Consider the following 22081-nt stretch of genomic DNA (forward strand, 5'->3'; position numbering starts at 1 on the left):
TATGCTACAATGGCGAAAATGAAAAACGGAGGATCATCTATGCAAATACATGTGACGGATGCGGCGAAACACACACTTCAGCAGGCGATGGACGCCAACCCGGGGAAAAAAGCGCAGCTCCGCTATGACGCAGAAGGCTGCGGGTGCGCGGTGAGCGGTGTGCCGGCCATCTGGCTGGCGGACGAATTAACGGGACAATGCGAAGCCATTGAAACCAACGGACTTCCGCTTTACATCCAGACCTCACAAAAAGTGTTTTTTGACGAGGAAATGACAATCGATTACAATGAAAAGGCAAAAACGCTCGTCTTAAAAAGCCCGGCAGAGATGCTGAGCCCGAGAATGAGCATATTAGTAAAGCAGGGAGAAACGGAAAGTGAATCAAAAGCTGAAAGCCATTAAACAGACGGCACAGCATAAAACGTGGGTATCCTTTCTGAACAACAACCACCCGTACAGTCTGCTGCACTGGTCTATTGGAGGCGCTGAATCCGTTCAGAAGGATGTCTGGCTGCTTCAGGATGAGATGACCTTCAAAGCGCAGGAGTTTACGACAATCGACCTCGCCATTGACTGGATCGGAGAAAATATGGACGGGATTACCGACGTTTTATGACGGGAAAGCGAAAGAACCAGCATACGTTCTTTCGCTTTTTTACGTTTGCGTCATGGTATCTAAAAAGGTTTGAACGGCTTTACGGTAGCTCTCCGGATTTTTGGTGTACGACATGGCATGCCCGCCCGATTCGGCCAGATAGAGCATCTTAGGGCCGCGTTTTCTGCGGTGCAGCAATTCGGAAGAAGCGGAAGGTATATAATCATCTTCCTTACTGTGAATAAACAGCACGGGCTGCCGGATTCGGCTGATAACCGATAAAGGAGATACATCACGGATACGGTATCCTTCTCTCATCCGCAAAAAGAAATCAGCCAAAGGCAGAAGCGGCCACGGAGGCAGCCGGAACTCCCGCTTCAGCCTGTAGGCGAGCTGATCGCGAAAGCTTGCGAACGGACAGTCCGCAATATAAAAATCAGCGCCGTTTTCATCCTGATGCCCGCCCGCGTATAATAAGGCCGTCACCGCTCCCATCGATTCCCCGTGGATGCCGATTTGACCGACGTCTCCGGTTTTGTGTCTCACCCAATTCACGGCTTCTTCCAAATCATCTTTTTCAAAATAGCCGTAGCTCGTCGTTCTGCCGCCGCTTTTTCCGTGCCCGCGGTGGTCATATACGAGCACATTCCAGCCTAAATCTAAAAATAAACCCATGTATTTCAATGAATTGAACGAATTTACGGTAACGCCGTGACAAATAATCATGGTGTTTGCCGTATGATGCGGGGCGACGTAAAAGCCTTTGATCTCATACCCGTGGCGCGACAGGATGACGGCATCTTCTTTTTCCATGGCCTGAAAGGAATCAAATCTATCATGCCCGTCCGCCGTTTCTTTTTTCATGATTTCTTCATCCGTCTTTTTCTTCATAAACATAATCAGATTCGTAAAAGCGAATCCGGCAGCCAAAAAGACTGCGCAAGCCGAACCGAACACCGCCAGCCATTTTTTCACACAGGTGCCCTCCTTTAATATGAAAAATCCTTCCTCCGGCTTTTCAGGACCGTGAACGTTGCCGGCCTCCGGCGCTCCGTGGTACACTTGCCTCACCATATTCAGATACGGGGGGCGTAATGATGAAAAAGCAGCTGCCTAAAGAAAAACACAGCTTAAAAGACGATCTGGAGGAAGATCTGAAGGCCAGGCTTTTGCAAATGAAAAGTGAGCTGAAGGAAGAAGACGAGAAAAAACAGGCGCAGCAAAAGGCGGAACAAATCAGAAAACGAAAAGAAAAAGAAAAACATAAAAGCTTTGAAGAGCTGCTGAATGAAAGCAGTCTCGATTGGCATAAATATAAATAAACCGGCATCTGAAAAGGTGCCGGTTTTATTGTTTAAGAACGATGGGCTTCGTATACGTCCCGTTTTGTATGGTATTGCAAGGCTTTGATTTCCCGGCTGCTTAAACGCCGGGCCTCTGCAGCCGAACAGTTTTCTCTCAGCTGCTCAAGTGAGCTGGCTCCGGTGATGACAGAAGCGACGGCCGGCTGTGACAGTAAGTATTGAAGAGAAAGCTCCGTCATGCTCAAGTCAGGTGCGGCAGCGCTGATCGCTTTTTTGGTTTCTGCCAGTTCTGCAAAAGAATATGTTAAATAGCCGTTCTCTTTTACGCTTGCGGCCGCTTGATCAAGCGGTTTTTCCGTAAGAAGCCCTTTAGCGACAGGCCCTCTTGCGACTACGCTGATTCCGTTCTCCTCTAAAAGGGGAAGCCACTCCTCGGGACGCCGGTCCAGCAGGCTGTATTGCATCATAACGCTGGTGATATTTGATTTTTTCACATATTCTTTAATAACATTCGGACGAATCGAGGAAATGCCGTAATACCGGATGACACCTTCCTGTTTTAAGTCCTCAAAAGCTTCGATCGTTTCGTCAATATGGTCTTCCATCGTGCCGCCATGCAGCTGATAAAGGTCGATATAGTCCGTTTTCAGCCGGCGCAGGCTGTTTTTGACCGCTTCTTTTATGTATCCTTTGGAAGCGTCCCAATGCCAGCCGTCTTTATCATCATTCCAGCGGTTTCCGGCTTTCGTGGCTAAAATGATGTCGTGCCTGCGGTTTTTGACGGCTTCCCCGACAATTTCCTCATTTCTGCCGAAATCATAAAGATCAGCGGTATCTAAATAATTGATTCCAAGCTCGATCGCTTCATCCAAAATAGACAGCGCTTTAGCTTTATCCGTGCCCAGCGACATACAGCCGAGCCCGATTTCGCTTATTTCTAAATCAGAATGTCCCAGTGTGCGTTTTCTCATCGTTTCGCTCCTTTTAATAGTCTTTTATTGACCGTAATATAAAGGCGCGAAGTTTTCAACTGTTAAGGCCTGGTGATCCAATCTCCGACATAGCGGAATGTCCGTCCGTATTCTTTCAGTTTAGCCCGCACTTCCCACGCCTTTCCGACCAATACGATACTCTTATCCTTCCGGTACACCTTCAATCGAAAAGCACCTCCCTCTCATGCATGTATGATAAAATATATGAGGCATAATAGAGAGACAGAACGGGAGATGACATGATGAAACATTTAGAAGAAAAAACACTTGCGAAAAAAAAGCTGTATGACGGGAAAGTCATAGATCTTTACTTAGAGGATGTAGAGCTCCCGAACGGAAAAACAAGCAAGCGGGAAATCGTCAAACATCCGGGAGCGGTGGCCGTACTTGCGGTGACTGAGGAAGGAAAAATCATTTTGGTGAACCAGTTCAGAAAGCCGCTGGAACGGACAATCGTTGAAATTCCGGCCGGGAAGCTTGAAAAGGGGGAAGAGCCGGAACATACGGCGTTAAGAGAGCTCGAGGAAGAAACGGGATATACGGCGGAAACCTTGACGAAAATCACCGCTTTTTACACATCACCCGGGTTTGCTGATGAAATCGTGCATCTCTTTCTTGCGGAAGGGCTTTCGCCGCTGGAAGAAAAACGAGAGCTGGATGAGGATGAATTTGTCGAAGTCATGCAGGTCACGCTTGAAGAGGCCGTGAAGCTGATTGAATCCCGCAGGGTGTATGACGCAAAAACGGCGTACGCGATTCAGTATCTCCAGCTGAAAGAAGCGCTGAAGGAAAAATGATGAAAACCATCTATGCGGATCTGCATATTCATATCGGCCGCACCTATACGGGAAAACCGGTCAAAATCACCGGGGCCAAAACGTTGACGCTGCACCGGATTTTAGAAGAAGCCAGTGAGGGGAAGGGAATTGAACTATTGGGCATCATCGACTGCCATTCCCCGGAAGTCATAGAAGAAATCGAGCGCGGAATTGATGAAGGCGGATACCGTGAGCTGAAAGAAGGCGGCATCCGGTATCGGAATACGACGCTTCTGTTGGGCAGTGAGCTTGAAATCTATGATCACACATGCCGCGGGCCGATTCACGTTCTCGTCTTTATGCCGGCTCTTGCCGAAATGAAGATGTTTTCTGAGTGGCTCGCAAAAAGGCTTAAAAATATCCATCTCAGTTCCCAGCGCATTTATGAAACCGGTTTGAATCTTCAAAGGAAAACAAAGGAATTGGGCGGGCTGTTTATTCCCGCCCATATGTTCACCCCGCATAAAAGCCTGTACGGAAAAGGGGTCATATCTTCTTTGACAGAAGTTTTCGACCCGGCGCTCATTGATGCGGCGGAACTCGGGTTAAGCTGCGACACCGACATGGCTTCGCGGGTAACAGAACTTGATCCGTATACATTTTTAACAAATTCTGATGCGCATTCCTTAGGAAAAATCGGCAGAGAATATAATGAAATGCTTCTTAAAGAAGCGAATTTCACGGAATTTTCGCTGGCTTTAAAAGGGAAGGACGGAAGAAAAATCACGGCGAATTACGGGCTGAACCCGAAGCTCGGGAAGTATTACCGGACGGCTTGCGACCGTTGCGGCAGCCCGGTTGAAAAAGGAGCTTCCGCCTGTCCGGAGTGCGGGGGGAAAACAATGACAAAAGGGGTCAGTGAACGGCTGGAGGAACTGAGCGGACCGAAAAAAAGCCGCATGCCGCGGCCGCCGTATATTCATCAAATTCCGCTGCAGTTCATTCCCGGGGTCGGGCCGAAAACGTTAGAAAAACTGAAGCGGGCTTTCGGGACGGAGATGGCGATTCTTCATCAGGCGCAAGAAGAGGAATTGGCGCGTGTCGTCCAGCCTAAAATAGCGGCTGTCATTCATAAAGCGCGCACCGGGCAGCTCGTCCTTGAGGCCGGGGGCGGAGGGACGTACGGCAGAATCAAGCCGTAAAAGCCGGTTTTTAGCGGAGCTCCTCCTGCACCTTCTTTTTCGTGCGGACAAACGCAATCAATTCGATGATTTCATCCTGATTAAGCGGCTGTCCGTCAACGGTCAGTGTGCCGAGGCCTTGTGCGGCGTTTGTTAATTCGATGGTCTGGGCAAACGGCTCCGCCTTTTTTTCAGTGCGCCCGAGTAAATCGTCGCACGTCGTGTCAAACAGATCGGCAAGCGTGCCCAGCGCCTCGAATGACGGACGCCGGTATCCTGATTCATACCCGGCGTACGTGCTTTTGGCGATGCCGAGACGGTCAGCCGTATATTGAAGAGACCAATTTTTCTTTTTTCTCAGTTCAGTTAAACGATCTAAATTCATATTCAAAACCGCTCCTTTTCACTTGAGCAAATTATATCATATCGATATGCAAAAGTGTACGCGAATTGAATAATAATCACTTGATTAATTTCATTCGTCTGTCTATAATTTGATTAAAAGTATGCGAAAAGCGAATGCTTAACACATCTTGAGAAATGGATGAAGAGGTGCAGGGTATGAAAAAATTATTGCTGTTAACAACCGGAGGAACAATCGCCTCAGTCGAAGGAGAAAACGGGCTTGCACCCGGGGTGAAAGCAGACGAATTGTTAACCTACGTATCAAAACTTGATAACGATTACACGATGGAAACCCATTCGTTAATGAACATCGACAGCACAAATATGCAGCCTGAATACTGGGCCGAAATCGCAAATGCTGTCAAAGAAAAGTATGACGCATATGACGGGTTCGTCATTACGCACGGAACAGACACAATGGCTTATACATCAGCGGCACTGTCTTATATGCTTCAGCATGCTGATAAACCGATCGTCATTACGGGTTCGCAAATCCCGATTACATTTCAAAAAACCGATGCCAAAAAAAATATCACGGACGCGATCCGCTTCGCATGTGAAGGGGTGGGCGGCGTATACGTCGTATTTGACGGCAGAGTCATTCAAGGCACACGCGCCATTAAATTAAGAACGAAAAGCTATGATGCATTTGAGAGCATTAACTATCCGTATATCGCGTTTATTACCGAAAACGGAATTGAATACAACAAACAAGTGCACATGCCAAAAGACGATGCTTTTACGGTCAATACTTCACTTTGCACGGACGTGTGCCTGCTCAAGCTCCACCCGGGGCTGAAACCGGAAATGTTTGACGCATTAAAGGGCATGTACAAAGGAATCGTCATTGAAAGCTACGGCAGCGGCGGCGTGCCGTTTGAAGGAAGAGACATTCTCGCCAAAGTCAATGAAATGATTGAAAGCGGCATTGTCGTCGTCATTACGACACAATGTCTTGAAGAAGGAGAGGACATGAGCGTCTATGAAGTCGGCCGAAGAGTCAATCAAGATCTCATTATCCGCTCCAGAAATATGAACACGGAAGCCATCGTGCCGAAATTAATGTGGGCGCTCGGCCAGTCTCACAACTTGGCTGAAGTCAAAAACATTATGGAGACACCGATCGCAGACGACGTTGTACTGTAAAAACATGACTACCACAAAGAGAAAGTAGGGTTTTAGCATGACAAACGCGCAAAAAGAATATCGTCAGGAAAAAGATTTCCTCGGAGAAAAACAAATTGAAGCTGATGTGTATTACGGAATACAAACGCTGCGCGCGAAAGAAAACTTTCCGATTACCGGCTACCGCATCCACGAAGAAATGATTAATGCGCTCGCCATCGTCAAAAAAGCGGCGGCGCTTGCCAACATGGATGTAAAACGGCTGTATGAAGGAATCGGAAATGCGATTGTACAGGCCGCAGATGAAATTCTTGAGGGAAAATGGCATGACCAATTTATCGTCGATCCGATCCAAGGGGGAGCCGGAACGTCCATGAACATGAATGCCAACGAAGTAATCGGCAACAGAGCTCTTGAAATCATGGGGCATAAAAAAGGTGAATACATTCACCTCAGCCCGAACACACACGTCAACATGTCACAATCGACGAACGACGTGTTCCCGACAGCAATCCATATTTCAACCTTGAAACTTTTGGATAAGCTCCTTGATACGATGGCGCATATGCTCAGTGTCTTTAAAGATAAAGCGAAACAATTTGATTCTGTCATTAAAATGGGGCGCACACACCTTCAGGACGCTGTGCCGATCCGTCTCGGACAGGAATTTGAAGCATACAGCCGCGTGCTTGAGCGTGACATAAAGCGAATTAAACAATCCCGCCAGCATCTGTATGAAGTAAACATGGGGGCAACGGCCGTAGGTACGGGACTTAACGCCGATCCGCGCTACATAGAACAGGTTGTGAAGCACCTGGCTGACATCAGCGGACTGCCGCTTGTCGGCGCCGGCCATTTGGTTGACGCCACTCAAAACACTGATGCGTATACGGAAGTTTCAGCCGCGTTGAAAGTATGCATGATGAACATGTCTAAAATCGCCAACGATCTGCGCTTAATGGCTTCAGGTCCGCGCGCGGGACTTGCGGAAATTTCACTGCCCGCCCGTCAGCCGGGATCATCCATTATGCCTGGGAAAGTCAACCCTGTAATGGCAGAGCTGATCAACCAAATCGCCTTCCAGGTCATCGGGAATGACAATACGATCTGCCTCGCTTCAGAAGCGGGCCAGCTGGAGCTTAACGTAATGGAGCCGGTACTCGTATTTAACCTGCTTCAATCCATCAGCATCATGAATAACGGGTTCCGGTCATTTACCGATCATTGTCTGGCGGGAATTGAAGCCAACGAAAAACGTCTCAAGCAATACGTGGAAAAAAGCGTCGGCGTCATTACAGCGGTCAATCCGCACCTCGGGTATGAAGCGGCTGCGCGAATTGCCCGTGAAGCCATCATGACGGGGCAATCTGTAAGAGATCTTTGCCTTCAAAATGATGTGCTGACAGAAGAAGAATTGGATATCATTTTGAATCCGTATGAAATGACAAAACCGGGAATTGCCGGAAAAGATCTATTAGAAAAATAAATTTTAAAGCAACAACAGCCGCCTTTTCACGTTTTTTAGTGAATAGGCGGTTGCCATACAAAGGGATGAGGCAGTATAGTATAATTTGTTATATCATTTGATGAAAGCGTTTTAGCTTTTTTCTTCTAGGGGGATTTTCTTGTGAAAGAGGTCAGATTGCCAAATTTATTGGAAATAATTATCTTATTATTCGGGTTTTTAGCACTTGTCTTATCGTTCACAGTGTTTTTAGACTTGCCGATCCAGCTAGCTCTATTAATATCCTGGTTTTTCGCTATTATTCTCGGAGTCAGGCTGGGATATTCATATAAAGACTTGCAGGATTCGATTGTCACCGGGATATCAAACGGTCTTGAAGCGGTGTTGATTCTTGTTTCGGTCGGTGCGCTCATCGGGACATGGATTGCCGGCGGCGTTGTGCCGACGTTAATTTATTATGGTTTAGAGTTTATTAATCCTCATGTTTTCCTTCTGGCTACACTGGTTATTTGTTCCGTTATGTCCGTTGCGACCGGAACGTCGTGGGGAACCGTGGGAACCGCGGGAATCGCCATGATTGCCATCGGAGAGGGAATGGGTATACCGCTTCCGATCGTAGCGGGAGCCGTTTTGTCCGGCGCTTACTTCGGAGACAAGCTTTCACCGCTGTCTGACAGTACGGTGCTTGCCTCCACGCTTTCTAAGGTGGATGTGCTGTCACACGTCAGAGCGATGATGTATCTGTCAATTCCGTCCTATATTATTACGGCCATTCTATTTACCGTAACGGGATTTATATACGGCGGAAAAAATATTGATCTCGACAAAGTGGAATTTTTAAAATCTTCACTGCAGAAAACGTTTGACATTCATATATGGATGCTCATTCCGGCTGTTGTCGTCGTTGTCCTTCTGATTTTGAAAAAGCCGTCTATGCCCGTTATTATCATCGGTGCTTTGCTTGGCGCAATCTGGGCTTCCGTCTTTCAGGGAATGAATTTTGCCAGTGCCATCGCGACTGCTTATAATGGTTTTTCTATTAAAACGGACGTCGAATTTTTAAACGGCCTGTTAAACCGCGGAGGCATTACCGGTATGCTGGATACGTTAGCCGTTATCCTGTTCGGTCTCGGTTTTGGAGGAATTCTTGAGAAGCTCGGCGTATTAAAAGTGATTGTCTCAACTTTTGAGAAAAAGCTGACCACACCGGGAAATGTAACGCTTTCGACATTGATCGTCGCCCTTTTAGGAAACATTTTCGGCTGTGCGATGTACGTGTCATTGATCCTGACGCCGAAAATCATGGAGAACAGTTATGATAAACTGAAACTTGACAGAAGAGTTTTATCCCGGAACGCAGAGGTGGGCGGCACGCTTACTTCAGGGATGGTGCCGTGGTCTGACAACGGAATCTATATGGCCGGCATTCTCGGCGTGTCCACGTTTTCTTATCTGCCGTTCATGTGGCTCAGTTTTGTATCTATCGGACTGGCAATATTGTACGGATACACGGGGAAATTCATTTGGTACACGAAAGAAAAATCCTTGCAATCTCAAAAATTGGGTTAGGAGGTTCATTTCATGATTACAAAGCATATGATTCGGACGTTAATGATTGAAACGCCGACTGTTCCCGGAAATCTCGGAAAAGTGGCAACCGCCATCGGAGTGATGGGCGGAGATATCGGGGAAGTTGAAACCGTTAAAGTCGGCCCGAACTACACAATGCGCAACATTACGGTGCAGGCTGAAAATGAAGAGCAGCTGCAGGAAATCATTCAAGCCATTGAAGCTCTCGGTGAAGGCATCCGGCTTCATACAGTCTCAGATGAAGTGCTCTCTGCTCATGAAGGCGGCAAAATTCAGATGAAAAGCAAAATGCCGATCCGGACATTGGCTGAGCTTGGCCGTGTTTATACGCCGGGCGTCGCCGATGTGTGCAGACTGATTGAAAACGAGCCTGAAAAAGCGTCCATCTATACGACAATCAGCAATTCTGTCGCCATTGTCACCGACGGCACGGCGATTCTCGGCCTCGGCAATATCGGCTCTGTCGCCGGAATGCCCGTAATGGAAGGGAAAGCCGCGCTTTTTGACCAGCTGGCGGGTATCAGCGGAATTCCGATTTTGCTCGATACCTCTGATCCGGAAGAAATCATTCGCACGGTAAAACATATTTCTCCGGGGTTCAGCGGAATTCTGCTTGAAGATATCGGTTCGCCTCACTGCTTTGACATTGAAGACCGCCTGAAAGAAGAACTGGACATTCCGGTTATGCACGATGACCAGCACGGCACGGCGGTCGTCACGCTCGCCGCCGCCATTTCCGCTTGTAAAAGCGCCGGTCTTGATTTAAAAGAAGCGAAGGTCGGTCAGATCGGTCTCGGCGCGGCAGGCGTCGCCATCTGCCGCATGTTTATGGCATACGGAGTCAAAGCGGTCTGCGGAACGGACAAGTCAGAAGACGCAATGAACCGCCTCGCTCAGTACGGAGGTCAGCCGCTTGGAAGCATCAAAGAATTAATGGACACGTGTGACATTGTGATCAGCACCACAGGAGTTCCGGGTCTCATTAAAAAAGAGGATGTCAGAAAAGGACATGTCATTCTGGCCTTATCTAATCCGAAGCCGGAGATTGAACCGGAAGAGGCATTACAAGCCGGAGCCGCTTATGCAGCTGACGGCCGTTCGGTCAATAATGTTCTCGGCTTCCCGGGGATTTTCCGCGGCGCGCTGAACGCCAAAAGCAAGAAAATCGACCATGAAATGCTTGTGGCGGCCGCAGAAGCCATCGCCTCTTGCACAAAACACGGCGATCTCGTGCCTCAGCCTTTGGATGCGGACGTGCATCAGGCCGTATCAGCAGCCGTAGAACGGGCCGCGGCAGGAAAATAAACAACTCTTACAGTACCGGACATGTGCCGGTGCTGTTTTTTTATCATGAATAGGAAGCGGAATTCTTAGGCAGGCTAACGATAGCAAAAGACGGAATAAAGAGGTGTCGATGTGGATTATTTTCCGCTGATCCATACAAATATTTGGGATGCTGTGATCGGCGTGCCGGTCGTCTTATGCGTCACACAGCTGATCAAAGTGTTCTGCCGGGTTCCGGGCATATTCGTTCCCACGATTGCCCTTGCTGTCGGAAATGTTGTGTCTATCGTTTTCGGTCACCATGAACACGTGTATGCGGGGATTTTTATGGGATTTTTTTACGGATACGCCGCAATGGGGAGCTATTCATCTGCGAAAACGTCTCTGCGCGCTTACCGGTCGAAACATGAGCCGTATTCATGAACACATCTGGATTTTTTTGTTATGATAAAGAAAAGGGAAAAAGGAGCGATTGGCACATGGCGAAGAGCAAAACGAAAAAAATGCGGGAGCATCTCAAAAGAAACGGGATGCGTGACGCAGTCCTGTCAAGGGGGACGGCGCCGTCTTTCAGCACCCATGAAAGAGTGACGAAAACCAAAAAAGACAGGCTTGAAAGAATAAAGCATAAAAAAAGGAACCCCTATGATCACCGGAGTGATGACGGGGGTTCTTTTTTTTATGCCCGAATCTCGCGCCTTTCTATGATTTCTCTGTCATGTTTTCTCTTTTCTTTCATACAATCTACTAAATCAAGTCAATAGATTAGCGGGAGGAAAGCGGTATGAGAAAACAATCGTACAAAGAACTGTTTTTTCGCCATGTAAAGGATCATCTGTCACTTTATATATTTGTGTTCGTCTTGTTTTTGATGGGGGTCATTTTCGGGGCGATCATCGTCAACAGCATGACCATCACGCAGAAAGAAGATCTGTATTACTATTTAAGCAAGTTTTTCGGACAGCTGTCTGACGGAAAACATGCCGGCGCTTCAGAAATGTTTTGGCAGGCCGTCTTTCATGATGTGAAATATTTGGGGCTGATGTGGATTCTCGGTATTTCCGTGATCGGTCTCCCGGTTATTTTCATTATGGTGTTTTTGAAAGGAATCGTCGTCGGCTTCACGGTCGGTTTTTTAGTGAATCAAATGGGGATGAACGGGTTTTTCCTGTCATTTATTTCGGTTCTGCCGCAAAACATCGTTCTCATTCCCGCATATCTTATCATGGGGACATGCTCCATCGCTTTTTCACTGAAACTGATCCGGCAGCTGTTTGTCAAACGCAGCCTTCATGACGCGCCGATCCAATGGTTCGGACGCTACGCCTTCGTGCTGATTCTCATCGTTTTCTTCTCGGTCATCGCCTCGCTGCTCGAGGCGTACGTGTCTCCGCTGTTTATGGAAAAGCTGTCATCACGCATATTTTAGAATGATTATCACAAAATAATACTTTTATTTATCAGTTTATAATAATTATAGTTGGAACTCTGCGCGTATTTTGTTATAATGAGTCATGGAATGCGGCGTAGGAGGGAAAGACATGGAAAACCGTATTGATCGAATTAAAAAGCAGCTGCACTCGTCAAGCTACAAGCTTACGCCACAGCGGGAAGCAACGGTAAGAGTGCTGCTTGAAAACGAAGAAGACCATTTAAGCGCAGAAGATGTATACCTCCTCGTAAAAGAGAAATCTCCTGAAATTGGTCTCGCTACAGTATACCGTACATTAGAATTATTAACAGAGCTAAAAGTCGTTGATAAAATTAACTTCGGGGACGGCGTATCCCGCTACGACCTTCGCAAAGAAGGCGCGGCTCACTTTCATCACCATTTGGTGTGCATGGAGTGCGGAGCCGTCGATGAAATTGAAGAAGATCTGCTTGAAGACGTTGAAGAAGTGATTGAACGTGATTGGAAATTTAAAATTAAAGATCATAGATTGACTTTTCACGGAATCTGCCACCGCTGCCGCGGGGATGAAACAGAGTAAAAGCCTACGAACCTTTTCTGCCAGGAAAGGGTTTTTTGCTGTTTTTATGTATAAAAGCCTTTGAAATTGGCATAAGGTGTACTACAGCCGCCAAAAGAAAGGGTCGATCGAAAGATGGGCAGATTCCTAAAAACAGCCGCGGATACGATCAAAGTGTTTATTCTGTTCACAGGTTTTACCGCGCTGTTCTATTATGCTATGATATGGGTGAATTCAGAGTATGAAAACTATCATCGGTACGATAAACCGGAAGGCTCCGCCGTCAAAGTGGCCAAAACGGAACATGAGGAGAAAGACGGCTGGTTCGGCCGATTGATCTTTTTTTACCAAAACGGGGAGTAGATCAAGAGTGAAGGATCAAATTAAGGATTTCATCCATTATGTGAGGGTTGAAAGAGGGCTGTCCCAAAATACGATGATGTCCTATGAGCGTGATCTGAAAAGTTATTCTCTCTTCTTAACTGAAAGCCTTCAGATCACTTCATGGAATGATGTGACCCGTCTTCATATTATTCAATATTTAAAGCATATAAAGGACTCCGGGAAATCCGGCAAGACGTCTGCGAGGCATTTGGCGTCAATCCGGTCTTTTCATCAATTTCTGTTAAGGGAAAAAGCCGCGGATAAAGATCCTTCGGTACATATTGAAACACAAAAAACAGAGCGGACGCTTCCGAAAGTATTGGCGCTTCACGAAGTTGAGCGGTTATTGGACACGCCTAAGCTTGACAGCCCGTTCGGTCTCAGGGATAAAGCCATGCTTGAACTGCTGTACGCGACCGGCATCAGGGTCAGCGAGATGATCGAGCTGAAATTATCCGACGTCCATTTGACGATGGGATTTGTCCGCTGCTTCGGAAAAGGGCGGAAAGAGCGGATTGTGCCGATTGGTGAAGCCGCTTCTCATGCGATAGAAGCATACATTGAAAAAGCCAGAGGGAAATTATTAAAGAAAAACGTAACCGAAGCGCTTTTTCTGAATCATCACGGCAGGCAGATCAGCCGTCAAGGTTTTTGGAAAAACCTGAAAAAAATCGCCCTTGAAGCGGGGATTAAAAAAGAGCTGACACCGCACACGCTTCGGCACTCTTTTGCAACGCACCTGCTCGAAAACGGGGCGGATCTGCGCGCCGTGCAGGAGATGCTCGGACATGCCGATATTTCCACGACGCAAATTTATACGCATGTGACGAAAACAAGGCTGAAGGACGTGTACAAACAGTATCATCCGCGCGCTTAGGAGCCGCTGCCAGAGGGGCCGCGGCTTTTTTTGCCGGAATACAGAGAAGGTTCTAATTATTTGAATCGGCATTGTCAACAAGAATGTAAACGGTTTATACTTGAGTTGTCTGACCTCTGTAAGCTACAATGGACAGATGGAAGAAAAGGAGGTTTTTATGATGTCTGAATACAAATATAACCGGGTATTTTTGATCGTAATGGATTCTGTCGGAATCGGTGAAGCGCCGGACGCCGCCGATTTTAATGATATAGGCGCAAATACGCTCGGACACATCGCAGAGCACATGAACGGCTTACATATGCCCCATATGGCGCAGCTCGGTCTCGGACTGATCGGAGACATTAAGGGCGTGGAAAAAACGGAGCACCCTCTTGCGTACTACGGAAAAATGCAGGAGGCGTCAAACGGGAAAGATACGATGACGGGGCACTGGGAGATTATGGGCCTCTACATTGAAAAACCATTTAAAGTGTTCCCGGAAGGATTTCCGGATGAACTTCTTCAGGAACTTGAGCGGCGTTCAGGACGGAAAATCATCGGCAATAAGCCGGCTTCAGGCACGGCGATTCTGGACGAGCTCGGAAAAGAACATATGGAAACGGGTGCGCTGATCGTTTATACATCAGCAGATTCCGTGCTGCAGATTGCGGCTCACGAAGATGTCGTTCCGCTTGACGAACTGTACAGCATCTGTGAAACGGCCAGAGAACTGACGCTTGATCCGAAGTACATGGTCGGCCGGATTATCGCAAGACCGTTCGTCGGAGAACCGGGCAGCTTCAAACGCACGCCGAACCGTCATGATTATGCGCTCAAACCGTTCGGCCGCACGGTAATGAACGGAATGAAAGACAGCGGATTAGACGTCATTTCCATCGGCAAAATTTCTGATATTTATGACGGAGAAGGCATTACATCTTCCCGCCGCACGGTATCTAATATGGATGGCATGGACAAAGTGATTGAAACGCTCGGTGAAGAGTTCACGGGCCTGAGCTTTGCCAACCTCGTTGATTTTGACGCGCTGTACGGACACCGCCGCGATCCGGAAGGGTACGGAAAAGCGCTCGAGGAATTCGACGCGAGGCTTCCGGAAGTGTTTGAGAAAATGAAAGAAGACGATCTGCTTATCATCACTGCGGATCACGGCAATGATCCTGTCCATCACGGCACGGATCACACGAGGGAGTATGTGCCGCTTCTTGTGTACAGCAAAAAGCACAAACACACTGAACAGCTGCCGCTTGCGGATACATTTGCCGATATCGGGGCAACCATTGCGGATAATTTCAAAACGGAAAAGCCGGAATACGGAAAAAGCTTTTTATCAAGATTACAGTAGGGGGACTTTTTTTGAAACAAAAGATCGAACGTGCTGCTGCATTTATTAAAGAACACGTGAAAGAAACACCAAAGATCGGTCTGATTTTAGGGTCAGGGCTCGGCGTATTGGCCGATGAAATTGAAGGGGCTGTCAAGCTTACATATGAAACGATCCCTGATTTTCCGGTCTCAACGGTAGAAGGCCATGCCGGCCAGCTTGTGATGGGAACGCTTGAAGGTGTGCAGGTCATCGCGATGCAGGGCCGCTTTCATTACTATGAAGGCTACTCAATGGATCAGGTCACATTTCCCGTCCGCGTGATGAAGGCGCTCGGCGTTGAATCCCTTGTCGTGACGAACGCAGCCGGCGGTATCAACACTGAATTCCGCGCCGGCGATCTGATGATTATTACAGACCACATCAACTTTACGGGCACCAACCCGTTAATCGGGCCGAACGAAGCAGAATTCGGACCGAGATTCCCGGACATGTCAGAAGCCTATGACAAAGAGCTGTCAGGCTTGGCTGAAAAAACGGCCGATGAGCTGGGCATTCCTGTTCAAAAAGGGGTGTATACAGCTGTCACGGGGCCGTCTTACGAAACGCCTGCTGAGGTTCGGTTTTTAAGAACGATGGGTTCTGACGCTGTCGGCATGTCGACCGTGCCTGAAGTCATCGTCGCCAACCACGCGGGGATGCGCGTGCTCGGCATCTCATGTATTTCCAACGCGGCGGCAGGTATTCTAGACCAGCCGTTATCCCATGAAGAAGTAATGGAAATGACGGAAAAAGTAAAAGGCGGCTTTTTGAAGCTTGTAAAAGCCGTAGTCGCACGTTCTCAAAAATAAGTCAGCATCAGTCAGCTGTTTCCTCGGAAGCAGCTGTTTTTTTGTGCCCTCAACACGAAACATTTTCCAGATGAGGCGTATAAAACCACCGGATTTGGAAAAAATAAAAAGGATTATGAAATGGAGGGCTTTGGAGATGAAACGTCTTATATCCACTTTGTTGATTGGCATTTTATTAACGGCATCAGCACCGTCCGCTTTTGCAAAGCCGGACGGAAAACATACATCGGAGCTCGCTCATGAAGCCAAAAGCGCCGTGCTGATTGAACGCGATACGGGAAGCATTCTTTATAACAAGAACAGCCGGGAGCGTCTGGCGCCGGCAAGCATGACAAAAATCATGACCATGCTTTTAATCATGGAAGCGCTTGACAAAGGGAAAATAAAGATGAGCGATAAAGTCAGGACGAGTGAACATGCCGCGTCCATGGGCGGATCACAGATTTTCCTTGAACCCGGAGAAGAAATGACGGTAAAAGAAATGCTCAAAGGAATTGCTATAGCTTCCGGAAATGACGCATCTGTCGCAATGGCGGAGTATATCGCCGGTTCAGAAGAGGATTTCGTCAGCCGGATGAACAAAAAAGCAAAAGAATTGGGATTGAAAGATACCTCCTTCAAAAACCCGACGGGACTGCCCGAAAAAGACCATTACAGCTCTGCTTATGACATGGCGAAAATGGCGAAGGAATTATTAAAGTATGATAAAATCACTCAATTTACGGGAACGTATGAGGATTATTTAAGAGAAAATACAGACAAAAAGTTCTGGCTCGTCAATACAAACCGGCTGATCAAATTTTATCCGGGTGTAGACGGCGTGAAGACGGGCTTTACAGGCGAAGCGAAGTATTGTTTAACCGCCACCGCTAAAAAAGGAAATATGAGGGTCATTGCTGTCGTTTTCGGAGCCAGCACCCCGAAAGAAAGAAATGCCCAAGTGACCAAAATGCTTGATTACGCCTTCAGCCAGTTCAAAACACACCCGCTGTACAAACGGGATCAAATCGTCGGAACGGTAAAAGTGATAAAAGGAAAAAAGAAACTGATCAAGCTGACCACATCTGAGCCGATTTCTCTTCTGGCCAAAAAGGGAGAGAACATGGACAAAGTAAAAAAAGAAGTGAAAATCAACGGCAATGTAACGGCTCCGGTTAAAAAAGGAGAGGTGCTCGGCAGCCTCGTTCTGAAAAAAGACGGAAAGGTGCTCGTTGAAAGCCCGGTCACGGCAAAAGACGACATGGAAAAAGCGGGTTTTCTCACTTTTCTGAAGCGGACGATGGGAGATTGGACAAAATTTAAATAATCGTGGCGAACGGGCACTAGTTTTGTCATAGTGAAGGAATTGCTTTCCCGAAAATCGAAACACTCATTATCCGATCATATCAAGGAGGAATGAGCATGAGCCTTGGAATTGACTTTCATGTCAAAGAATCCGTGCTTTGTATTCGATTAACAGGTGAACTCGACCATCATACGGCAGAATCATTAAAACAAAAGGTTACTGAATCGCTGGAGGCTGACGGCATCCGTCACATCGTGCTGAACCTTGAAGATCTTACCTTCATGGACAGCTCCGGCCTCGGCGTGATTTTAGGGCGTTATAAACAAATTAAACAGCTCGGCGGAGAAATGGTCGTGTGCGCGATTTCGCCCGCGGTGAGACGTCTGTTTGACATGTCCGGCCTGTTTAAAATCATCAGGTTCGAACAATCAGAACAAAAAGCGCTTTTAACGTTGGGGGTGGCATCATGAAAAACGAGATGCATCTTGAATTTTCAGCCCTCAGTCAGAACGAATCGTTTGCGCGCGTAACAGTTGCTTCTTTTATCGCACAGCTCGACCCGACGATGGATGAGTTGACGGAAATCAAGACCGTCGTATCAGAAGCTGTAACAAACGCGATCATCCACGGCTATGAAGAAAACTGCGACGGAAAGGTGTACATCTCCGTTACGCTGGAGGATCATGTCGTCTATCTGACCATACGTGATGAAGGCCTCGGGATTACGGATCTTGAGGAAGCGCGCCAGCCGCTCTTTACGACAAAACCCGAGCTTGAGCGCTCCGGAATGGGCTTTACCATTATGGAAAACTTCATGGATGATGTCACGATTGATTCCTCGCCGGAGATGGGAACGACGATACGCTTAACAAAACACCTATCAAAAAGCAAAGCGCTTTGTAATTAAGGAGATTTGTTATGGATGTGGAGGTTAAGAAAAACAGCAAAAACGCGCAGCTCAAGGACCATGAAGTCAAAGAATTAATCAAAAAGAGCCAAGGGGGCGACCAGCAGGCAAGAGACCTCCTCATAGAAAAAAACATGCGTCTTGTGTGGTCCGTCGTTCAAAGGTTCTTAAACAGAGGCTATGAGCCGGACGATCTGTTTCAGATCGGCTGTATCGGATTGTTAAAATCCGTTGATAAATTCGATTTGTCCTATGATGTCCGTTTTTCAACTTATGCCGTGCCGATGATTATCGGAGAAATCCAGCGCTTCATCCGCGATGACGGGACCGTCAAAGTATCAAGGTCTTTAAAAGAGCTCGGCAATAAAATACGCCGGGCGAAAGATGAACTGTCAAAAACATACGGAAGAGTGCCGACCGTCCAGGAAATCGCGGATCATTTAGAAATTGATGCGGAGGATGTGGTGCTTGCGCAGGAAGCGGTGCGGGCGCCTTCATCCATTCATGAGACCGTGTATGAAAATGACGGAGACCCGATCACCCTGCTTGATCAGATCGCCGATCATTCAGAAGAGAAGTGGTTTGACAAAATCGCCCTCAAGGAAGCGATCAGTGATTTGGAAGAACGGGAAAAACTCATTGTCTATCTGAGATATTATAAAGATCAGACACAGTCGGAGGTAGCCGAACGGCTCGGGATTTCCCAAGTCCAGGTATCGAGGCTGGAGAAAAAAATATTAAAGCAGATTAAAGTGCAGATGGATCATACGGAAAGCTGACCTTTTACGGGCCGGCTTTTTTTATTTGTGCATCGGTGGTAATTTATGGTCTTTTGCCGCTGATGAATGAGAACAAAAGTGAACCACATACTACATATATAACCACCCGAAAGATGGTGATGCAAGATGGAAAGACGAATATTTCTCAGACTTCGCCACCGCGTGAAAGCTCATACCGGAGATATCATCACAATCGGCGACGCCGCGCAGATCGCGGGACAGCAAAAGCTGAAAAAAAAACTGTCGGCACTGCCGCTGTATAAGGTCACGAAAAAAGACAAAAATATCGTCGTGCTGGACATCATAAAAGTGCTGAAAACCATTCATACCGTTTTTCCCGCGCTTGATGTACAGACCGTCGGCGGCGCTGAAACGATAGTGGAAATCCATTACCAGAAAAAGCAGCTGTCAGCCGTTTTATTCGTCGGTGTCTGGCTCCTGCTTTTTATCGGTTCATGTCTTGCCATTATGAATTTTCATGAAGATGTCAGTATGAGAGAAGTTCATATCGCCTTATATGAAATCATAACGGGCGAACGGAATGAATATCCGTATCTGCTTCAGATTCCATACAGCATCGGCCTCGGTCTCGGTATGATCGTCTTTTTTAATCACATCTTCAAAAAACGCCTGAATGAAGAGCCAAGCCCGCTGGAAGTCGAGATGTTTAATTATCAGCTTGATCTCGATCACTATGTCGCAATGCACGAAAATGAAGAGACGATGAAAGATCTGCATGATCGTTAGCATTCTTTTCGTTATATTTGTCGGGCTTGGCGGAGGGCTGACCGTGGGTGCGGGCTTTGTGGCTTTTTTAACCGTTATGGGAATCGTCCCCCGCCTTATGCAGCTGACAAAAACAATGCGCTTTGTACAGGCCTACGAAGGAGCTGTTATTTCAGGAGCTGTGTTCGGCGGCTGGGAAACCTTAAATATGAATCATTTTTTTTATCTGAATGGCTGGCCGTTCCGGTCGGGCTTTTGGCCGGCATGTTTGTCGGCATGCTGGCCGCCGCGCTTACAGAAGTGCTGAATGTGCTTCCCATTCTTGCCAAACGGATCGGCTTCGGCAGCAAAATCATCATATTGCTGATGGCCATTGTGTTCGGCAAAATAGCCGGCTCTTTATTTCATTGGCTGTATTTTATCCATCATTCATAAGGAGGAACCGACGTGACAAACTTAAAAGAAAATTACAAAACAAAAGTGAAAGACTATCAGCCGAAACCGCCATATGTTTGGAATTGCGTCAAAGCCTTTCTGATCGGCGGTTTGATCTGTCTGATCGGGCAGGCTCTTCAAGACTTTTACATCCACTTTTTTAATTTTAATGAAAAAACAGCGGGCAACCCGACGTCCGCCACTCTTATTTTAATATCCGCCCTTTTGACCGGATTCGGTATTTATGACAGACTCGGGCAGTTTGCCGGAGCGGGTTCAGCCGTGCCGGTGACAGGTTTTGCAAACAGTATGACAAGCGCCGCTCTGGAACACAGAAGTGAAGGACTCGTGCTCGGGGTAGCGACAAACATGTTTAAATTGGCGGGAAACGTCATTGTATTCGGCGTCGTGGCAGCCTATATCGTAGGCCTGATACGGTTTGCTTGTGAAAAACTGTTTTCGTAGGAGGAGAAAAAATGAAATTGACCGGAAAGCAAACCTGGGTATTTGAAAACCCGTTATTTGTAAATGCGGCGGGGACGGCAGCCGGACCGAAAGAAAAAGACGGCCCGCTCGGTTCGCTGTTTGATAAGACATACGATGAAATGCATTGCAATCAGAAAAACTGGGAAATGGCGGAACGTCAGTTAATGGAAGATGCCATCAACTCCGCTTTGCAAAAACAGAATTTGAAAAAGAGCGATATTGATTTGTTGCTCGCGGGGGATCTTTTAAATCAAAATGTGACCGCCAACTACGTCGCCAGACATCTGAAAATTCCGTTCCTCTGTCTGTTCGGCGCCTGTTCGACTTCAATGGAAACGATTGCCGTCGCATCCGCGCTCATTGACGGCGGTTTTGCGAACCGGGCGATCGCAGCCACGAGCAGCCATAACGCGACGGCAGAACGGCAATTCCGCAATCCGACGGAGTATGGCGGGCAAAAACCGGATACCGCCACTTCAACGGTCACGGGGGGCGGGGCGGTCATTATCAGCCAAAACCCTTCTGATATCAAGATTACAAGCGCAACAGTGGGAAAAGTAAGCGACCTCGGAATAACAGATCCGTTCGATATGGGATCCGCCATGGCGCCCGCTGCCGCCGACACAATCAAACAGCACCTGCAGGACTTGAACCGTACGGCGGATGATTATGATCTGATTTTAACGGGTGACCTTTCAGGCGTCGGCTCGCCGATCGTGAAAGATTTGCTCAAAGAAGAAGGCTATCCCGTGGGAACGAAACACGATGACTGCGGTCTTCTCATCTATACGCCGGACCAGCAGGTGTTTGCGGGAGGAAGCGGCTGCGCCTGCTCCGCGCTTGTTACGTACACACATATTTTTAACCAATTAAAAGCAGGGACTCTAAACAGGGTACTCGTTGTCGCGACAGGAGCGCTTTTAAGTCCGACAATGATCCAGCAGAAGGAAACCATTCCGACCATCGCGCACGGTGTGGTATTTGAGCGGGCGGGAGGTGCATCATAAATGGAATATCTGTTGGCTTTTGTTTGCGGGGGAATCATATGCATTATCGGTCAGCTGCTGCTTGACATTTTTAAACTGACACCCGCCCATGTAATGACAACTTTTGTCGTCATCGGCGCCTTGTTAGATGGGTTCGGAATATATGACAAATTTATCGAATTCGCGGGCGCGGGCGCGACGGTTCCCATCGTCAGCTTCGGTCACAGCTTATTGCACGGCGCCATGCATCAAGCTCACGAGCATGGATTTATCGGGATCGCCATGGGGATTTTTGAACTTACTTCCGCCGGTATATCTTCAGCGATTTTATTCGCATTTCTTGTAGCCGTTATTTTTAAACCGAAAGGATAA

At 47.5% G+C, this 22081-nt stretch carries 28 protein-coding genes and 2 pseudogenes; 26 read left to right on the forward strand and 4 right to left on the reverse strand.

All coding sequences use genetic code 11. The features are described 5' to 3' along the window. Positions 1–39 precede the first annotated feature (39 nt). Positions 40–402, forward strand: coding sequence for an iron-sulfur cluster biosynthesis family protein (locus ACWHAR_RS03295; protein ID WP_025649817.1), 363 nt, complete (start codon positions 40–42; stop codon positions 400–402). Next, positions 377–616, forward strand: coding sequence for a DUF2552 family protein (locus ACWHAR_RS03300; RefSeq protein ID WP_003153307.1), 240 nt, complete (start codon positions 377–379; stop codon positions 614–616). The genes ACWHAR_RS03295 and ACWHAR_RS03300 overlap by 26 nt, the downstream gene beginning before the upstream one ends. Positions 617–655: 39 nt before the next feature. Here ACWHAR_RS03300 and ACWHAR_RS03305 read toward each other — a convergent pair whose 3' ends face one another. Beyond that, positions 656–1570 (reverse strand): alpha/beta hydrolase, encoded by a 915-nt coding sequence (locus ACWHAR_RS03305; protein ID WP_032873505.1) that lies wholly within the window; start codon positions 1568–1570, stop codon positions 656–658. Positions 1571–1692: 122 nt separating this feature from the next. Between ACWHAR_RS03305 and ACWHAR_RS03310 the strand changes: the two genes are divergently transcribed. Next, positions 1693–1917 carry a YqkE family protein gene (locus ACWHAR_RS03310; RefSeq protein ID WP_007409396.1) on the forward strand — a complete coding sequence of 75 codons (225 nt, stop codon included), beginning with the start codon at positions 1693–1695 and terminating at the stop codon, positions 1915–1917. 32 nt (positions 1918–1949) lie between these two features. Here the strand turns inward: ACWHAR_RS03310 and ACWHAR_RS03315 are convergent, their stop codons facing one another. Both ACWHAR_RS03315 and mciZ read right to left on the reverse strand, forming a co-directional pair. Next, complete coding sequence (locus ACWHAR_RS03315) at positions 1950–2870, reverse strand: aldo/keto reductase (protein WP_032873204.1); 921 nt, start codon at positions 2868–2870, stop codon at positions 1950–1952. Between the two features lie 62 nt (positions 2871–2932). Next, complete coding sequence (gene mciZ / locus ACWHAR_RS03320; RefSeq protein ID WP_032873207.1) at positions 2933–3055, reverse strand: Z-ring formation inhibitor MciZ; 123 nt, start codon at positions 3053–3055, stop codon at positions 2933–2935. A gap of 78 nt (positions 3056–3133) precedes the next feature. On the opposite strand from mciZ, the gene ACWHAR_RS03325 reads away from it, so the two are divergent. Then, complete coding sequence (locus tag ACWHAR_RS03325) at positions 3134–3688, forward strand: NUDIX hydrolase (protein ID WP_003153317.1); 555 nt, start codon at positions 3134–3136, stop codon at positions 3686–3688. Next, complete coding sequence (locus ACWHAR_RS03330; RefSeq protein ID WP_032873209.1) at positions 3688–4851, forward strand: TIGR00375 family protein; 1164 nt, start codon at positions 3688–3690, stop codon at positions 4849–4851. The genes ACWHAR_RS03325 and ACWHAR_RS03330 overlap by 1 nt, the downstream gene beginning before the upstream one ends. A 10-nt stretch (positions 4852–4861) precedes the next feature. On the opposite strand, the gene ACWHAR_RS03335 is transcribed toward ACWHAR_RS03330, so the two are convergent. Continuing rightward, on the reverse strand, positions 4862–5215 hold the full coding sequence (locus tag ACWHAR_RS03335; RefSeq protein WP_032873211.1) for a helix-turn-helix domain-containing protein: 354 nt from the start codon (positions 5213–5215) through the stop codon (positions 4862–4864). Between the two features lie 176 nt (positions 5216–5391). On the opposite strand from ACWHAR_RS03335, the gene ACWHAR_RS03340 reads away from it, so the two are divergent. From ACWHAR_RS03340 to spoVAE, 21 genes and pseudogenes are all read left to right on the forward strand, one after another. Further along, complete coding sequence (locus ACWHAR_RS03340) at positions 5392–6381, forward strand: type I asparaginase (RefSeq protein ID WP_003153321.1); 990 nt, start codon at positions 5392–5394, stop codon at positions 6379–6381. Positions 6382–6418: 37 nt separating this feature from the next. Further along, positions 6419–7846, forward strand: coding sequence for an aspartate ammonia-lyase (gene aspA / locus ACWHAR_RS03345; protein WP_003153322.1), 1428 nt, complete (start codon positions 6419–6421; stop codon positions 7844–7846). Positions 7847–7987: 141 nt separating this feature from the next. Continuing rightward, a complete protein-coding gene (gene nhaC, locus ACWHAR_RS03350) occupies positions 7988–9394 on the forward strand; it encodes a Na+/H+ antiporter NhaC (protein WP_032873214.1) in 1407 nt (468 codons plus the stop codon). A 12-nt stretch (positions 9395–9406) separates the two neighbouring features. Then, entirely contained in the window at positions 9407–10720 is a 1314-nt protein-coding gene (locus ACWHAR_RS03355; RefSeq protein ID WP_007409402.1) for an NAD-dependent malic enzyme, read from the forward strand. 111 nt (positions 10721–10831) lie between these two features. Next, positions 10832–11122, forward strand: coding sequence for a hypothetical protein (locus ACWHAR_RS03360; RefSeq protein ID WP_032873216.1), 291 nt, complete (start codon positions 10832–10834; stop codon positions 11120–11122). A 56-nt stretch (positions 11123–11178) separates the two neighbouring features. Next, positions 11179–11379, forward strand: a pseudogene (locus ACWHAR_RS03365) (hypothetical protein); the annotation flags it as partial. Positions 11380–11483: 104 nt separating this feature from the next. After that, the gene (gene spoIIM, locus ACWHAR_RS03370) at positions 11484–12128 is read left to right on the forward strand and encodes a stage II sporulation protein M (protein ID WP_007409404.1); all 645 of its coding nucleotides are present in this window, start codon (positions 11484–11486) and stop codon (positions 12126–12128) included. 112 nt (positions 12129–12240) lie between these two features. Beyond that, on the forward strand, positions 12241–12690 hold the full coding sequence (fur, locus tag ACWHAR_RS03375; protein WP_003153330.1) for a ferric iron uptake transcriptional regulator: 450 nt from the start codon (positions 12241–12243) through the stop codon (positions 12688–12690). Positions 12691–12804: 114 nt separating this feature from the next. Next, positions 12805–13032 carry a YqzK family protein gene (locus tag ACWHAR_RS03380; RefSeq protein WP_003153331.1) on the forward strand — a complete coding sequence of 76 codons (228 nt, stop codon included), beginning with the start codon at positions 12805–12807 and terminating at the stop codon, positions 13030–13032. Positions 13033–13039: 7 nt separating this feature from the next. After that, positions 13040–13930 carry a site-specific tyrosine recombinase XerD gene (gene xerD, locus ACWHAR_RS03385; RefSeq protein WP_007612347.1) on the forward strand — a complete coding sequence of 297 codons (891 nt, stop codon included), beginning with the start codon at positions 13040–13042 and terminating at the stop codon, positions 13928–13930. A gap of 160 nt (positions 13931–14090) precedes the next feature. Continuing rightward, positions 14091–15275: a phosphopentomutase gene (gene deoB, locus ACWHAR_RS03390; protein ID WP_015417748.1), complete on the forward strand. Its 1185-nt coding sequence runs from the start codon at positions 14091–14093 to the stop codon at positions 15273–15275. An 11-nt stretch (positions 15276–15286) separates the two neighbouring features. Continuing rightward, positions 15287–16105, forward strand: coding sequence for a purine-nucleoside phosphorylase (locus ACWHAR_RS03395; RefSeq protein ID WP_007409407.1), 819 nt, complete (start codon positions 15287–15289; stop codon positions 16103–16105). 136 nt (positions 16106–16241) lie between these two features. Beyond that, positions 16242–17411 carry a D-alanyl-D-alanine carboxypeptidase family protein gene (locus ACWHAR_RS03400; protein WP_029973633.1) on the forward strand — a complete coding sequence of 390 codons (1170 nt, stop codon included), beginning with the start codon at positions 16242–16244 and terminating at the stop codon, positions 17409–17411. Positions 17412–17506: 95 nt separating this feature from the next. After that, positions 17507–17860 (forward strand): anti-sigma F factor antagonist, encoded by a 354-nt coding sequence (spoIIAA, locus tag ACWHAR_RS03405; RefSeq protein ID WP_007409411.1) that lies wholly within the window; start codon positions 17507–17509, stop codon positions 17858–17860. Further along, entirely contained in the window at positions 17857–18297 is a 441-nt protein-coding gene (gene spoIIAB / locus ACWHAR_RS03410; RefSeq protein ID WP_003153347.1) for an anti-sigma F factor, read from the forward strand. The genes spoIIAA and spoIIAB overlap by 4 nt, the downstream gene beginning before the upstream one ends. 11 nt (positions 18298–18308) lie before the next feature. Further along, positions 18309–19076 carry an RNA polymerase sporulation sigma factor SigF gene (gene sigF, locus ACWHAR_RS03415; RefSeq protein WP_032873218.1) on the forward strand — a complete coding sequence of 256 codons (768 nt, stop codon included), beginning with the start codon at positions 18309–18311 and terminating at the stop codon, positions 19074–19076. Between the two features lie 126 nt (positions 19077–19202). Continuing rightward, the gene (locus tag ACWHAR_RS03420) at positions 19203–19823 is read left to right on the forward strand and encodes a stage V sporulation protein AA (RefSeq protein ID WP_032873220.1); all 621 of its coding nucleotides are present in this window, start codon (positions 19203–19205) and stop codon (positions 19821–19823) included. Then, positions 19813–20237 (forward strand): annotated as a pseudogene (locus ACWHAR_RS03425) (stage V sporulation protein AB). The gene ACWHAR_RS03420 and the pseudogene ACWHAR_RS03425 overlap by 11 nt, the downstream one beginning before the upstream one ends. Before the next feature lie 12 nt (positions 20238–20249). Then, a complete protein-coding gene (spoVAC, locus tag ACWHAR_RS03430; RefSeq protein WP_007612334.1) occupies positions 20250–20702 on the forward strand; it encodes a stage V sporulation protein AC in 453 nt (150 codons plus the stop codon). A gap of 11 nt (positions 20703–20713) precedes the next feature. Beyond that, complete coding sequence (gene spoVAD / locus ACWHAR_RS03435; protein WP_015240132.1) at positions 20714–21730, forward strand: stage V sporulation protein AD; 1017 nt, start codon at positions 20714–20716, stop codon at positions 21728–21730. Then, positions 21731–22081, forward strand: coding sequence for a stage V sporulation protein AE (gene spoVAE, locus ACWHAR_RS03440; protein WP_007409415.1), 351 nt, complete (start codon positions 21731–21733; stop codon positions 22079–22081).

Source organism: Bacillus sp. LR--39, assembly GCF_053613335.1.